We start from the raw sequence: 13,783 nt of genomic DNA, 5'->3' as shown, positions 1-13,783 counted from the left end.
GGCCGCGTCGGGCAGCCTGTGGATAACTCCGGGGCTGTCGGCGCGGACCCCTATCGTGGAGGCAGTGGTCGGGGCAGGACGGACCAGACAGACCGGACGGGCGAGGCAGTACGTACGGGGGACGAGACGATGGGCGGGACGGGCGTGATCGGCGAGATGACAGGGACGGCGCAGGTGAGGGACGGGGACAGCGAGGCGCTGGCCACCCTGCACCGGGTCTTCGGGTACGACGCCTTCCGCGGCGAGCAGGAGGCGATCGTCGAGCACGTGATCGCCGGTGGCGACGCCGTCGTGCTCATGCCGACCGGTGGCGGAAAGTCGCTGTGCTACCAGATCCCGTCCCTGGTCAGGCCCGGCACCGGCATAGTGGTCTCGCCGCTGATCGCGCTCATGCAGGACCAGGTCGACGCGCTGCGGGCGCTCGGCGTGCGGGCCGGGTTCATGAACTCCACGCAGGACTTCGACGAGCGGCGCGTGGTGGAGGCCGAGTTCCTCGCCGGCGAGCTGGACCTGCTGTACCTGGCGCCCGAGCGGCTGCGCCTGGACAGCACCCTCGACCTGCTCTCCCGCGGCAAGATCTCTCTCTTCGCCATCGACGAGGCACACTGCGTCTCCCAGTGGGGCCACGACTTCCGGCCCGACTACCTCGCCCTGTCGCTGCTCGGTGAGCGCTGGCCGGACGTGCCCCGGCTCGCGCTCACGGCGACGGCCACCGACGCCACCCACCGCGAGATCACGGACCGGCTGCACATGCCGACGGCGCGGCACTTCGTGGCCAGCTTCGACCGTCCCAACATCCAGTACCGGATCGTGCCGAAGTCCGACCCCAAGAAGCAGCTCCTGGGCTTCCTGCGCGAGGAGCACCCCGGGGACGCGGGCATCGTGTACTGCCTCTCGCGCAACTCCGTCGAGAAGACCGCCGAGTTCCTCTCGCGCAACGGCATCGAGGCGGTGCCCTACCACGCGGGCCTGGACGCGGGCACCCGCGCGGCGCACCAGTCGAGGTTCCTGCGCGAGGAGGGCCTGGTGGTCGTGGCGACCATCGCCTTCGGTATGGGCATCGACAAGCCGGACGTGCGGTTCGTCGCCCACCTGGACCTGCCCAAGTCGGTCGAGGGCTACTACCAGGAGACCGGCCGCGCGGGGCGGGACGGTCTGCCCTCCACGGCCTGGATGGCGTACGGCCTCAACGACGTCATACAGCAGCGCAAGCTGATCCAGTCCGGTGAGGGCGACGAGGCGTTCCGCCGCCGGGCCCAGTCCCACCTGGACGCCATGCTCGCCCTGTGCGAGACCGCCCGGTGCCGCCGCGGCCAGCTCCTCGCCTACTTCGGCCAGGACCCGGACCGGGCCGGCTGCGGCAACTGCGACACCTGCCTGACCCCGCCCGAGACCTGGGACGGCACGGTGGCGGCGCAGAAGGTGCTGTCGACGGTGGTCCGGCTGAAGCGGGAGCGCGGGCAGAAGTTCGGCGCCGGGCAGATCATCGACATCCTGCTGGGCAAGCGCACCGCCAAGGTGATCCAGTTCGACCACGACCAGCTCTCCGTGTTCGGCATCGGCGAGGAGCTGACCGAGGGGGAATGGCGGGGCGTCGCCCGGCAGCTGCTGGCCCAGGGCCTGCTCGCGGTCGAGGGGGAGTACGGCACGCTGGTGCTGACCGAGACCAGCGGCGAGGTCCTGCGGCGGGAGCGGGAGGTGCCGCTGCGCAAGGAGCCCAAGAAGCCCGCCGCGGCCAAGTCGACCGGCGGTGGACGCGGCGAGCGCAAGGCGAAGGCCGCCGCGGCCGAGCTGCCCGCGGAGCTGGTCCCCGCCTTCGAGGCGCTGCGCGCCTGGCGTGCGGAACAGGCCCGCGAGCAGGGCGTCCCGGCCTACGTCATCTTCCACGACGCCACCCTCCGGGAGATCGCCACCGTCTGGCCCACCTCGGTGGCGCAGCTCGGGGGCATCAGCGGCGTCGGTGAGAAGAAGCTGACGACGTACGGGGAGGGCGTGATCGGGGTGCTCGCAGGACTGGAGGGACCGGGCAGCACCCCGGCGTCCGCCCCGCCCCAGGCGTCCGCCCCGGCCCCGTCGGCCGGCCCGGGCACCGGTTCCGCTTCGCACTCCGGCGCGGACGACTGGCCCGAGCACGAGCCGGAGCCCGAGCCCGACGACTGGATATAGGGACTCGCCGGGGGAAGCTTCTGTGTCCGTCCGTGGCGTCACAACGCCCGGGACGCGTACGCCCTGACGTCGGCGTCCGTGTCGCCGGTGACGGTCGCGAGCGCCCTCCGGGCGTCCTCGGTGGTGGCCGTGTGCCGGGTCAGGGCGAGGACGGCCGCCTTGCGGACGTCGGCGTTCCGGTCCGCGAGGGCCTTGGCGAGGACGGGGACCGCGCGGTCGGAACCGGCGGCGGACAGCGCGGTGGCCGCGCCCGCCCGCACCTGCCAGGCGGGGTCGGACAGCGCGGTGACCGCACGGGCCGCCAGCGGGGCGGGGCAGCCCGTGTCCGCCAGGGCCGCGAGAGCGGCGCCGCGGACCAGCACGTCGGGGTCCTCGGTGAGCCGGTCGAGGGCGCCGCCGGTGCGGGGCGCCGCCCGCAGCGTCCCCAGCGCCTTGGCGACCGCGACCCGCACCTCACGGGACGGATCGTCGGCGGCCGGGGAGAGCGACTCCGCGGCGTCCAGCGAGACCAGCCCGCGCACCGCCTCGATGCGCACCGGGACGTCGGTGTCGCAAAGGGCCGTGGCGAAGATGCCGGCGCTGCCCAGCCGCAGGATGCGCAGCAGGTCGAGGGCGGTGGCGCGGACTACGGGGTCGTGCTGGGCCAGTGCCTCGGCGAGGGGTTCGCCCAGGGCGGGTTCGGGCGTCAGCGTCTCGGCCAGTTCACGCAGCGAGGCGGCCGCGGCGGAGCGCACCTCGCCGTCGGGATCGGACAGGGCGGCGGCGAGCGCCGGACCGGTACCGGCCGGGACGGTCTCGGTGAGCACGGTGACCGCCGTGCGCCGGACGCCCGGTTCGGGATCGGACAGATACGGGCGGAGGGCGGAGAGTTCGGGCTCGCTCTCGGCCAGGGTGAGCAGCTCCAGCAGCCTGGGGGAACCGGCGGCGCCCGGCTCGGCGGTCGCGGTGACCGCGGTGGCCGTGGGACGGACCCCGGTGGCGAGGGGTGCGGCATCGCGGGCCCCGGCCGTCGCCACCTGCTCCGGGTGCACCTCGCCGAGGTGCCGGGAGGGGCCGCCGACCGGCGTGAACTCGTCGATCGGAACCAGATAGGGAGCCACGGGACGAGCCGTGAACTCCATCGCACCGGAGGGGGACTTGTGCAGATCGAGGTGGTGGAACCAGGACGCGTCGTCCCGCTCGGGGATGTCGACGCGCTCGTGGTACAGGCCCCAGCGGGACTCCGTGCGGGCCAGGGAGGCCCGGGCGGCCATCTCCGCGCAGTCGCGGATGAAGGTGACCTCCGCGCAGCGCATCAGTTCGTGCGGGGTGCGGGCGCCCATCGCCGCGATGTCCGTGCGCATCCGCTCGAAGGACTCCAGGGCGAGCGACAGCCGGGCGCCGGACTTCGGTGGCGCCACATAGTCGTTGACGAAGCGCCGCAGTTTGTACTCGACCTGCGGCTGCGGCGGGCCGTCGGGGTTGCGCAGCGGGCGGTAGACCAGCTCGTGCGCCTCGCGCAGCTGCTCGGGCGGCAGTTCACCCGCGTAGGGCGTGTACCGGGCGGCGTCCGCGCCCGCCAGGTCGCCGAAGACGAACGCGCCGATCATGTAGTTGTGCGGTACGCAGGCCAGGTCACCGGCCGCGTAGAGGCGGGGGACGGTGGTGCGGGCGTGGTCGTCGACCCGGACGCCGGAGGCGGAGTGGCCGCCGCACAGACCGATCTCCGAGATGTGCATCTCGACGTCGTGGGTGCGGTAGTCGTGCCCGCGGCCCGCGTGGAAGGTGCCGCGTGTCGGGCGTTCGGTGGAGTGCAGGATGGATTCCAGGGCGGAGACCGACTCCTCCGGGAGGTGGCTGAGCTTCAGGTACACCGGGCCGCGGTCGCTGGCGACCTCCGCCGCGAACTCGGCCATCATCTGCCCCGACCAGTAGTCGGAGTCGACGAAGCGCTCGCCGTGCCGGTTGACCTGGTAACCGCCGAAGGGGTTGGCGACGTAGGCGCACGCCGGGCCGTTGTAGTCCTTGATCAGCGGGTTGATCTGGAAGCACTCGATGCCGGTCAGTTCGGCGCCCGCGTGGTAGGCCATGGCGTAGCCGTCACCGGCGTTGGTGGGGTTCTCGTAGGTGCCGTAGAGGTAGCCGGATGCGGGCAGACCGAGCCGGCCCGCGGCGCCGGTCGCGAGGATCACGGCACCGGCGCGGACGGTCACGAACCGCCCCGTGCGGGTGTTGAAGCCCGCCGCGCCCACCGCCCGCCCCTCCGCGGTCAGGATCCGCACCGGCATCACACGGTTCTCGATGCGGATCCGTTCGCGCATCTCGCGCCGCCGCAGCTGCCGGTACAGGACCTTCTTGACGTCCTTGCCCTCCGGCATCGGCAGCACGTAGGAGCCGGACCGGTGCACCTGGCGGACCGCGTAGTCACCGTGCTCGTCCTTCTCGAACTTCACCCCGTACGACTCCAGCCGCTGGACCATGGCGAAACCGCGGGTGGCGGTCTGGCGGACGGTGGACTGGTCGACGATGCCGTCGTTGGCGCGGGTGATCTCGGCGACGTAGTCGTCGGGTTCGGCGCGGCCGGGGACGACGGCGTTGTTGACGCCGTCCATGCCCATGGCGAGGGCGCCGGAGTGGCGGACGTGGGCCTTCTCCAGCAGCAGCACGTCCGCACCGTGCTCGGCGGCGGTCAGCGCGGCCATGGTGCCGGCGGTGCCGCCGCCGATGACGAGGACGTCGCAGGAGAGTTCTTCGGCGTCGGTGAGCGCGGGGATCTCCACCAGGTGGCCTTTCAGGTGCCGAGGGATGTCAGGACGTCGCGCCGCAGCGCCACGCGGGCCGGGTCGTCGTGCGCGGCGCGGTCCCGGGGGCGGGGCACGTCGCGTACGGCGGTCAGGCGGCCGGCGCCGAGCAGGGCGACGCGGTCGCCCAGGAACAGGGCCTCGTCCACGTCGTGGGTGACGAAGACGACCGTGGCTCCCGTGCCGTGCAGCACCTCCACCAGCAGGTCCTGCATGCCGGCGCGGGTCTGGGCGTCGAGGGCGCCGAAGGGTTCGTCCATCAGGACGGCGCGGGGACGTCCGGCCAGCGCCCGGGCCAGCTGGGCGCGCTGGCGCTGTCCCCCGGAGACGCGGTGCGGCAGCTGCCTGGCCTGTGCGGCGAGGCCGACCCGCTCCAGCCAGGCCGTCGCCTGTTCCCGGCGTTCGGTGCGGGGCAGGCCCTGGATGGCGAGGGGGAGTTCGACGTTGCCGCGCAGGGTGAGCCAGGGCAGGAGGGCGTCCTCCTGGAAGACCAGCGCCCGGTCCGCGCCCGGGCCTACGACGGGACGCCCGTCCTGTTCCGCCGTTCCGGCCAGCGGCGGCAGCAGGCCGGCCAGTGTGCGCAGCAGCGTCGACTTGCCGCAGCCCGAGGGCCCGACCACGGTGACGATCTCACCGGGGGAGACGTCGACGTCCACACCGCTCACCGCGGCGGCGTCCGGGCGTCCGAGGGTGGCGTCGCGCAGCGTGAGCCGCGTGCCGCGGCCGGACGCCCCGGCGCCGGCCGGCGGTCGGGCCCCAGCATCGGCCCCGGCCCCGGCCTGGACCTCGGTACCCCTCCCGGCCTCGGTCCCGTTCCCGGCCTCGGCCTCGGTCCCGGTCTCAGTCTCGGACGAGGTGCTCATCGCGTGCCTCCTCGGGATGGGCGCGGGTGTCCTTGCGTACGGCGGCGCGGGCGGGCGGCGGCGTCGCACCGGCCCGTGCGGGTTTCGGACGGGCGGTGGGGACGTACGCCGTGCGCGGCAGCCAGCGGGTGAGGCGGCGGCCCAGCAGTTCCACGGCCGTGGAAGTCAGCCAGCCGAGCACGCCGATGGTGACCATGCCGACGAAGACTCCCGGGTAGTCGACGACCGTGTAGTCCTGCCAGGTGCGGTATCCCACGCCGTACTGACCGGAGATCATCTCGGCGGAGATCACGCAGATCCACGAGACGCCGATCCCGACCGACAGACCACCGAAGACACCGGGCAGCGCGCCCGGCAGGACCACCGAGCCGAGGACCCGCCACCGGCCGCCGCCCATGGTGCGGACCGCCTCCTCCCACACGGGGGTCAGCGCGCGTACCGCGTGCCGGGTGGAGACCAGGACGGGGAAGAAGGCGGCGGCGCAGGTGATGAAGACGATGCCCTGTTCGTTGGAGGGGAAGAGCAGGATCGCCACGGGGACGAGGGCGATGGCGGGAATGGGACGGATCACCTCGAGGACCGGGCCGAGCAGGTCCTCGGCGAGCCGCGAGCGGGCCACCAGCACGCCCGTGGCCACGCCCAGGACGGCGGCGAGCAGGAAGCCGGTGAGGATGCGGGTCAGGCTGTCGGTGAGGTCGGTCCAGTAGTCGGGCCCCGCCAGCCGGTCGGCGAAGGTGTGGGCCACGTCGGTGACGGTGGGGAACTGCGAGAAGCGCAGCCACAGGTCGATGTCCTGGGCGGTCAGCAGCTGCCACAGGCCCAGGGCGACGGCGAGCGAGGCGATCCGCAGCGCGTAGCGGGCGTAGCGGTTCACGACGCCCGCTCCAGTGCCTCGGCGTACGGGACGACGCGCGCTCCGCCGTGCCCGGCGACGTACGCCCGCGCGGTCTCGGGCGCGACGAAGGGCAGCAGGTCGCCGCCGTCGGCCACCCACACCGCCTGGTCGGCGAACCACAGGGTGCCGGTGGTGCTGTCGGGGACGTAGGCGGCGCGGACCTCGTCGCGATGCCCGGCCACGTGCCGCAGGAGCGCGGCGGGGGAGGTGAAGGACAGGGTCTTCTCGGCGCCCTCGGGCCAGACCTCGCCGGCCGGTTCCGGGGGCGTGGCGGCGAGTCGCTCGGCGTACTCGGTCGGGCCGAGCGCCTTCTTCACGTACTGGTCGTCGACGAAGGCGTCCACGTCCACGTCGCCGGTGAGTTTCGCGTCCTTGAGGATCGAGACGTCCTCCTTGAGGGCTTCGACGAGCTGCGGCTTGACCGCCGGGTCGAAGGTGGCGATGCCCTGGGCGCCGTTGTAGAGGTAGACGGTCTCGGCGGGCAGGCCGGTGGCTTTGGCGACCTTCTCCGCGGCGGCCACCGGATGCGCGTCCAGGTAGTCGGTCGCCTGCGTCTGGGCCTTCAGGAACGCCTCCAGCACGGCGGGGCGCCGCTTCGCGAAGTCCTCGACGGCGGTGACGCCGTGGAAGGTGGGCAGGTTCAGCTGCGCTCCGTCGTACAGGGCCTTCGCCTTGCCCTGGTGGGCGAGCAGCCCGGGCCAGGCGACGAACTGCGACAGGGCGTCCGCGCTTCCCGCGTCCAGGGCCGAGGCACCCACGGCGGGCTGCTGGTTGAGCTTCTCGATGTCCTCGGCGGGGTTGAGACCGGCACGTTGCAGGGCGCGCACGAGGGTGCCGTCGGCGGCAGAGCCGACGCTCGTCGAGACCCTCTTGCCCTTGAGGTCCTCAAGGGAGGTGAGTGGAGAACCGGGTGCGACGACGATGGTGTTGAGGCCACCGCGGAGGTTGTAGCCGGTGACCGAGACCAGACGGGTCGGCTTGCCGAGCTGCTTGCCGCGGGCCGCGTTGATGAGCAGCGGGAAGTCGCCCATCGAGCCGATGTCGATCTTCCCGGCGGTCATCTGGGCGGTGATGGGCGCGCCGGTCGCGTAGTCCTGCCAGTCGACCTTGTAGGTGATGCCGTCGCCGAGGGAGTTGAGCTGCTTCTCGAAGTAGCCGAGGGAGCGCAGGAGGGTGCCGGCGGTGACCGTGTTGATCGTCCTGGACTGGTAGCCGACGGTCACGGTGACCGTGGAGCCGTCCCCGTCGGCGGACGCGTCGCCGCCGCAGGCGGTGAGGGAGAGGAGCAGGGCCCCGGCGGCAGCGGCGGTGACGGGGAGCGGGGTGCGTTTCGCCTTCATGGGGAGTCGGCCTCTCACCGGAGCAGGTAGGGCATGTTGACCGTGACCGCCCCGGTGGGGCAGCGGGCGGCGCACGGGCCGCAGTACCAGCACTCGTCGACGTGCATGTACGCCTTGCCGTTGCGCTCGTCGATGGCGAGGGAGTCCAGCGGGCACATGTCGACGCAGAGCGTGCAGCCTTCGATGCACTTCGACTCGTCGATGGTCACGGGCACGTCGGCCCGCTGGGGCGCCAAGGGCATGGCTGTCTCCAGGGAGGGTGCGCGGAAGGGGGTTCAGCGGGTCACAGGGACCGGTGCAGCAGGCCGCTCATCGCGATGCGGTCGCCGCGGAAGCGGACGAACTCCAGGTCGACGGGGCGTCCGTCGGCGAGGTGGGTGAGCCGTTCCAGCATGAGGACCGCCGTGCCGCGCGGTGCCTCCAGTACGGCGGCGGAGTGCGCGTCGGCGGTGACGGCCTCCAGGGTGATCTCGGCGTGGCCGAGCGGCCGGCCGGTGACGGATTCCAGGAGACGGAACACGTCGGTGTTCTCCAGGTCCGCGCCGAGCAGCGTGGTCCCGATGTCGAGGGGGAGGTAGGTGAGGTCCAGGGAGAGGGGGACGCCGTTGAGGCGGCGCAGGCGTTCGATGTAGAGGACGTCGGCGCCGGGCGGGACGCGGAGGCGTTCGGCGACCGGGGCGGGAGCCGGGACGGGGACGGTCGTGCGGACCTCGTTGGTGACGCGGCCGTGTTCGTGCAGGGTCTCCGCGAGGCCCATCAGCCGGTCGAGCCCGTGGGCGTACTTGCGGGCCACGACCACGGTGCCGATCCCGGGCCGGCGGGCCACGAGCCCTTCGGCGCGCAGCAGGTCGAGCGCCAGGCGGACGGTGTTGCGGGTGGTGTCGTAGTCGGCGGCGAGGGTGTCCTCGTGAGGGAGAGTGCCGTCGGGGAAGGCGTCGTCGAGGAGCTGGCGGCGGAGCAGGTCGGCCAGTTGACGGGCCCGGTCGGCGCGCAGCCGACGCCGCGTGCGGTGGGCGGCGACGGTGGTCGCGCCCTGGCCGGCGTGGTCTCGGATGCGTGCGGTGGGCGGCATGGCTGGAACCATACCTATCCAGTGGGATTAGTGGTGTTGCTGGAATGTTGCGCCACCTGGGGCTCCGCCGGTTGTGGGGGTGAGCTGGGGTTTCCGTCCAGGGCGGGGGAGTTCTGCCACCGTGGCTCTCACCGGGGCGCCGGGTGCGGGGGTGGGTGTCCGCGGCTGCGGGGTTACGCCAAGGCCGTCAGACCCGGGGCGAAGGTGATCAGGAGGGGGAGGAGCGGGACCAGGGCCGCTGTCGCCGTGGTCAGGGCGCGGTGGCGGCGGGGCAGACGGGGCCGGGGCTCCAGGAGGCGGTCGACCCGTTCGCCGAGGAGCCGGTGGCTGGAGGCGCAGGACAGGACCCCGCGGTGCTGGTTCAGCTCGATCAGGGCCAGCGCGGTGGTCAGGTGGCCGCAGCGCCGGGAGGCGGTGTCGTCGGCCGAGAGCTCGACCAGGCGGTGGGTCTGGTCGCAGAAGTGGGCGAAGAGCGGAACACTCGGGAAGCCGGTGGCCAGGGCGGTCGACAGGTGCAGCAGCCAGTCGTGGCGGGCCCGGGCGTGACCGCGCTCGTGGGTGAGGACGGCGTCCAGCTGGTGGTCGGTGAGGCGGTGCAGGGCGCCGGTGGTGACGATCAGCTGCGGCGGGCTGCCGGGCATCCACCAGGCGTCCGGGTACTCGTCCTCCAGGACCAGCAGCGGTCCGCGGGCGGCGGGGAGCCCGGCGGGCAGGTCGGGGGCGCGCTCGCGCAGATGGGCGCGGGACCGGGCGCGCCGGCGGCGGGCCTCGACGAGTTCACGCGCGAGCATCGCGGTCGTCCAGGCGGCGCCGGCCGCCAGCAGCAGGGTGAGGAGGGCCGCCCAGACCGGGCCGGCGGAGAGGTTGTACGCCGCGGTCACCGCGGGCGGCGCCGGTGCGAAGAGCTGGGCGCGGACGGTCCCGAAGACCGCCGCGGCACCGAGAACCAGTGCCGTCAGACAGCACAGCAGCACGGTGGCGACCAGGCACTGCCACACCCACAGGCCGACCACGGGGTCCCGCTCGGGCCACGCGGAACGGGTCAGCGCGCGCGGCACCGGCACCGCGGCGGTCACGGCGACGACGAACAGCAGGAGCAGGCAGACGGTCATGCCACTGGCTCCGGATCCTGGTCGAAGGATGGGCGGCTCTGGCTGTACAGGGGCTGTGCTGGACCGGGCCGTGCGCGGACACCGCCCGACGCCAGTATGACGGGGCCGGGCGGTGCGAGTCAGGTGTCGGCGGGCACCGGTTCCGGAATGCGTGCCCCCACCGACCGGTCGGAGGGAGCCTCCCGGCCGCACGAACCGCCGCACGGACCGCCGCACGGACCGCCGCACGGACCGCCGCACGCGCCGCCGGGGGCCGTCCCGGGCCCGGTCAGACGTCCCGGCCGACCACCCGCCCGGTCACCTCTCCCAGCCCCACCCGGACCCCGTCAGGACCCGGGGCCCAGGCCGAGAGGGTCACCACGTCCCCGTCCTCCAGGAACGTCCGCTTGCCGTCGGGCAGTTCCAGCGGGTCGCGGCCGTTCCAGGTCAGTTCGAGCAGCGACCCCCGCTCCCGCTCGGTCGGCCCGCTCACCGTGCCCGAGCCGTAGAGGTCGCCGGTGCGCAGCGAGGCGCCGTTGACCGTCATGTGGGCCAACTGCTGGGCGGCCGTCCAGTACATGGTGGAGAACGGCGGCTCGGAGACGACGTGGCCGTTGAGGGCGACGGAGATCCGCAGGTCGTAGCCGCCGGGGCCGTCCTGGTCGTCGTGGGTGTCGTCCAGGTAGGGCAGCAGCTCGTGCGTGCGCTCGGGCGGCGCCACCCGTGCCTCCTCCAGCGCGTCCAGCGGGGTGATCCACGCCGACACCGACGTGGCGAAGGACTTGCCGAGGAACGGGCCGAGGGGCACGTACTCCCAGGCCTGGACGTCCCGCGCGGACCAGTCGTTGAGCAGGCAGAGCCCGAAGACGTGCTCGCGGAAGTCGCCGAGCGCCACCGGGCTGCCCGGTTCGGACGGCACACCCACGACGAAGCCGACCTCGGCCTCGATGTCGAGGCGGACGGACGGGCCGAAGACGGGAGCGGCGTCGGCCGGTGCCTTGCGCTGCCCCGACGGGCGTACGACGTCCGTGCCGGACACGACGACCGTGCCGGAGCGGCCGTGGTAGCCGATCGGCAGGTGCTTCCAGTTCGGGGTGAGGGAGTCGGCGGCGTCGGGGCGGAAGATCCGGCCGACGTTGCGGGCGTGGTTCTCGGAGGCGTAGAAGTCGACGTAGTCGGCGACCTCGAAGGGCAGGTGCAGGGTCACCGACGACAGCGGATGGAAGAGCGGCTCCAGAACCTCGCGGTGGGAGGGGACCGTCACCCACGCCGTCAGCGCGCGCCGCACGTCCGACCACGCCGTCCGCCCGGCCGCCAGCAGCGGGTTGAGGGTGGGCCGCGCGAGCAGGGACGCGTACGGCGAGCCGAGAGCGTGGGCCGCCGCGCCCGCGTCGAGGACGTGGTCGCCGAGCCGGACGCCCACCGTCCGGTCGCGCGAGCCGGGGATCGAGAACACGCCGTACGGAAGGTTGTGCGGACCGAAGGGGTCGCCCTCGGGGACATCGAAGGGGGGCATCAGGTGCTGCCTCGCTTTCGTGCTCGCCATGTGCGCCGTGCGCGCCGTGTCTGCGTGGTCGGGCCACACGTTACGGCTGACCCACCGGTCTTGGGCAGTGCGACCGAAGGCGGCGGCGCCCGGGACGGGATCTTGACGTGGTGGTGTGAACAGGGTGACCCCCGACGGGTGCCGGGAGGGACGGCGTACCCCACGGGGCAGCGGGCCATGCTGTTGCCAACCGGTGCACAGACCCCTCAACCGGCCTTAGCCGATGATCTGTCAGATTTCGGACACGATCGGGCGTCCCCGTGCATCCTCGTTCCGCTTCGAACGCACTCGCTACGCCCTCGTTCGGAAGCGGTCACGAGTGAGTCGGAGGAGTGCGGTGTCCGTATTCTCTGATCATGGACCGCACCGCATATTCACTCGTCGCCACCGACCTGGACGGCACGCTGCTCCGCGGCGACGACACCGTCTCCGACCGGTCGCTGGCCGCGCTGGCGCGGGTCGCCGGGGCGGGTGCGCGGCACCTGGTCGTGACGGGGCGGCCGGCCCCCCGGGTGCGCCCCCTGCTCGACCGGCTCGGCCGCGCGGGACTCGCGGTGTGCGGGCAGGGCGCGCAGGTGTACGACGCCGGGGCGCACCGGATGCTGTGGTCGGTCACCCTGGACCGGGAGCTGGCCGAGACCGCGCTCGGCAAGATCGAGGCCGAGGTGGGTCAGGTGCACGCCGCCGTCGACCAGGACGGCGTCGACGGGCTGACGCTCATCGAACCGGGCTACCTGATGCCCCACCCGACGCTGCCCGCGGTGCGCGTCGAGCGGCGCGAGCAGCTGTGGTCCACGCCGATCAGCAAGGTGCTGCTGCGCCACCCCGAGCTGACCGACGACGAACTGGCGACGACGGCGCGCGCGGTGGTCGGTTCCCTCGCGACGGTCACCATGTCCGGGCCCGGCACCGTGGAGCTGCAGCCCTGCGGCATCACCAAGGCGACCGGCCTGGCGCTGGCCGCCGAGCACCTGGGCCTCGACCGGCGGCGGACGATCGCCTTCGGGGACATGCCCAACGACATCCCGATGTTCCACTGGGCGGCCCACGGCGTCGCCATGGCCGGTGCCCATCCCGAACTCAAGGCGGTGGCGGACGAGGTCACCACGACGAACGAGGACGACGGCGTGGCCGTCGTCCTCGAGCGGATCTTCGGTACCTCTTAGGCGAGGCTCAGGCGGCGTACGGCTCAGTACGCGCTGAAGACGTTGTCCATCGAGCCGTAGCGGTCGGCCGCGTAGTTGCAGGCGGCGGTGATGTTGGCGACCGGGTCGTACGGGTCCCAGGAGGTGCCGGGCACGTGGTACGCCTGGAAGGTCGGGTCGATCACCTGGAGCAGCCCCTTGGACGGGGTGCCGTTGACGGCGTTGATGTCCCAGTTGTTGATGGCGAGCGGGTTGCCGGAGGACTCCCGCATGATGTTGCGGTGAATGCCCTCGTAGGTCCCGGGGATGCCGTGCTGGGCCATGATGTCGAGTGACTCGCGGATCCAGCCGTCGAGGTTGTCCGGGTACGTCGTGGCCGCCGTGGTGGCGGTCGTGGCGGCGGCCGGGGTGGCCGCGGATGCGGTGGCGGCGCCGATGAGCGGCAGCGCGAGCACCGCGGCACCGGTGCCGGCCACCGCGAGCTTGCGGGCGAGGCGGCCGGTGCGGGCGTGACGGTTCTGACCGTTGGCAGACATGTGTCCCTCTCCTTACGCCTACGAGGTGAGCTGTCGGGTTCGGGCGGGGAGGTGCCCGGCCGCGCCCTCGACGGGTACGGCTTCACCCCGAGCCGCTCCGGTGGTGACCGGTGCGGCGACTTACCTGGGTCCCCCGCTCCTGCCGGCGAGTTTGTTGGGTGGATGACTGTGCGACGGGCGGTGGCAGGATTCGGCGTCCGCCCGACAGGCCGGGAACGTATGCGAGAGCACATGTCCGGAACAAGTGCAGGAATCACCCCAAGTGCCTGTTGACCTTGGTCTGAGGTGTTTGAGGGTCTTGATCCTTTGCTGTTGCCAAGTCCCAACTGGCTTGCGGGGCAAAGGGAGG

11 protein-coding genes and 1 riboswitch are annotated in these 13,783 nt (G+C 72.8%); of the genes, 2 read left to right on the top strand and 9 right to left on the bottom strand.

Annotated elements, in window-relative coordinates:
• Positions 1-129: 129 nt before the first annotated feature.
• On the top strand, positions 130-2,166 hold the full coding sequence (gene recQ / locus ACZ56V_RS03935; RefSeq protein WP_467382454.1) for a DNA helicase RecQ: 2,037 nt from the start codon (positions 130-132) through the stop codon (positions 2,164-2,166).
• A 38-nt stretch (positions 2,167-2,204) separates the two neighbouring features.
• Here recQ and ACZ56V_RS03930 read toward each other — a convergent pair whose 3' ends face one another.
• The 8 genes from ACZ56V_RS03930 to fahA all read right to left on the bottom strand — a co-directional run bounded on the left by ACZ56V_RS03930 (position 2,205) and on the right by fahA (position 11,723).
• Positions 2,205-4,925: a fumarate reductase/succinate dehydrogenase flavoprotein subunit gene (locus ACZ56V_RS03930; RefSeq protein ID WP_468938947.1), complete on the bottom strand. Its 2,721-nt coding sequence runs from the start codon at positions 4,923-4,925 to the stop codon at positions 2,205-2,207.
• Positions 4,926-4,936: 11 nt separating this feature from the next.
• The gene (locus tag ACZ56V_RS03925) at positions 4,937-5,809 is read right to left on the bottom strand and encodes an ABC transporter ATP-binding protein (RefSeq protein ID WP_468938945.1); all 873 of its coding nucleotides are present in this window, start codon (positions 5,807-5,809) and stop codon (positions 4,937-4,939) included.
• Positions 5,787-6,683 carry an ABC transporter permease gene (locus ACZ56V_RS03920; protein WP_468938942.1) on the bottom strand — a complete coding sequence of 299 codons (897 nt, stop codon included), beginning with the start codon at positions 6,681-6,683 and terminating at the stop codon, positions 5,787-5,789. Before ACZ56V_RS03920 ends, ACZ56V_RS03925 begins: the two co-directional genes overlap by 23 nt.
• Positions 6,680-8,044: an ABC transporter substrate-binding protein gene (locus tag ACZ56V_RS03915; protein ID WP_468938939.1), complete on the bottom strand. Its 1,365-nt coding sequence runs from the start codon at positions 8,042-8,044 to the stop codon at positions 6,680-6,682. The genes ACZ56V_RS03920 and ACZ56V_RS03915 overlap by 4 nt, the downstream gene beginning before the upstream one ends.
• Positions 8,045-8,058: 14 nt before the next feature.
• A complete protein-coding gene (locus ACZ56V_RS03910; protein ID WP_030145386.1) occupies positions 8,059-8,286 on the bottom strand; it encodes a 4Fe-4S dicluster domain-containing protein in 228 nt (75 codons plus the stop codon).
• Positions 8,287-8,327: 41 nt separating this feature from the next.
• Positions 8,328-9,116 (bottom strand): GntR family transcriptional regulator, encoded by a 789-nt coding sequence (locus ACZ56V_RS03905; RefSeq protein WP_356366315.1) that lies wholly within the window; start codon positions 9,114-9,116, stop codon positions 8,328-8,330.
• 173 nt (positions 9,117-9,289) lie between these two features.
• Positions 9,290-10,228, bottom strand: coding sequence for a M56 family metallopeptidase (locus ACZ56V_RS03900; RefSeq protein WP_398912227.1), 939 nt, complete (start codon positions 10,226-10,228; stop codon positions 9,290-9,292).
• A gap of 268 nt (positions 10,229-10,496) precedes the next feature.
• The gene (fahA, locus tag ACZ56V_RS03895) at positions 10,497-11,723 is read right to left on the bottom strand and encodes a fumarylacetoacetase (RefSeq protein WP_467382445.1); all 1,227 of its coding nucleotides are present in this window, start codon (positions 11,721-11,723) and stop codon (positions 10,497-10,499) included.
• Between the two features lie 386 nt (positions 11,724-12,109).
• On the opposite strand from fahA, the gene ACZ56V_RS03890 reads away from it, so the two are divergent.
• Positions 12,110-12,919, top strand: a complete 810-nt coding sequence (locus ACZ56V_RS03890; protein WP_356366321.1) for an HAD family hydrolase — start codon at positions 12,110-12,112, stop codon at positions 12,917-12,919.
• A gap of 23 nt (positions 12,920-12,942) precedes the next feature.
• On the opposite strand, the gene ACZ56V_RS03885 is transcribed toward ACZ56V_RS03890, so the two are convergent.
• Positions 12,943-13,434: a transglycosylase SLT domain-containing protein gene (locus tag ACZ56V_RS03885; protein WP_356366323.1), complete on the bottom strand. Its 492-nt coding sequence runs from the start codon at positions 13,432-13,434 to the stop codon at positions 12,943-12,945.
• Between the two features lies 1 nt (position 13,435).
• Positions 13,436-13,592: riboswitch (cyclic di-AMP (ydaO/yuaA leader) on the bottom strand.
• Between the last annotated feature and the right edge of the window lie 191 nt (positions 13,593-13,783).

The organism is Streptomyces sp. NPDC034099, assembly GCF_055575415.1.
The sequence above is the reverse complement of the archived record's forward strand: the minus strand, read 5'-3'. Positions and strand labels throughout refer to the sequence as shown.

What these genes read in the sequence shown, in the direction of transcription:
- recQ (WP_467382454.1), top strand. Translation starts at nt 130, where the DNA reads ATGGGCGGGACGGGCGTGATCGGCGAGATGACAGGGACGGCGCAGGTG.
- ACZ56V_RS03925 (WP_468938945.1), bottom strand. Translation starts at nt 5,809, where the DNA reads ATGAGCACCTCGTCCGAGACTGAGACCGGGACCGAGGCCGAGGCCGGG.
- ACZ56V_RS03915 (WP_468938939.1), bottom strand. Translation starts at nt 8,044, where the DNA reads ATGAAGGCGAAACGCACCCCGCTCCCCGTCACCGCCGCTGCCGCCGGG.
- ACZ56V_RS03910 (WP_030145386.1), bottom strand. Translation starts at nt 8,286, where the DNA reads ATGCCCTTGGCGCCCCAGCGGGCCGACGTGCCCGTGACCATCGACGAG.
- ACZ56V_RS03905 (WP_356366315.1), bottom strand. Translation starts at nt 9,116, where the DNA reads ATGCCGCCCACCGCACGCATCCGAGACCACGCCGGCCAGGGCGCGACC.
- ACZ56V_RS03900 (WP_398912227.1), bottom strand. Translation starts at nt 10,228, where the DNA reads ATGACCGTCTGCCTGCTCCTGCTGTTCGTCGTCGCCGTGACCGCCGCG.
- fahA (WP_467382445.1), bottom strand. Translation starts at nt 11,723, where the DNA reads ATGCCCCCCTTCGATGTCCCCGAGGGCGACCCCTTCGGTCCGCACAAC.
- ACZ56V_RS03890 (WP_356366321.1), top strand. Translation starts at nt 12,110, where the DNA reads ATGGACCGCACCGCATATTCACTCGTCGCCACCGACCTGGACGGCACG.
- ACZ56V_RS03885 (WP_356366323.1), bottom strand. Translation starts at nt 13,434, where the DNA reads ATGTCTGCCAACGGTCAGAACCGTCACGCCCGCACCGGCCGCCTCGCC.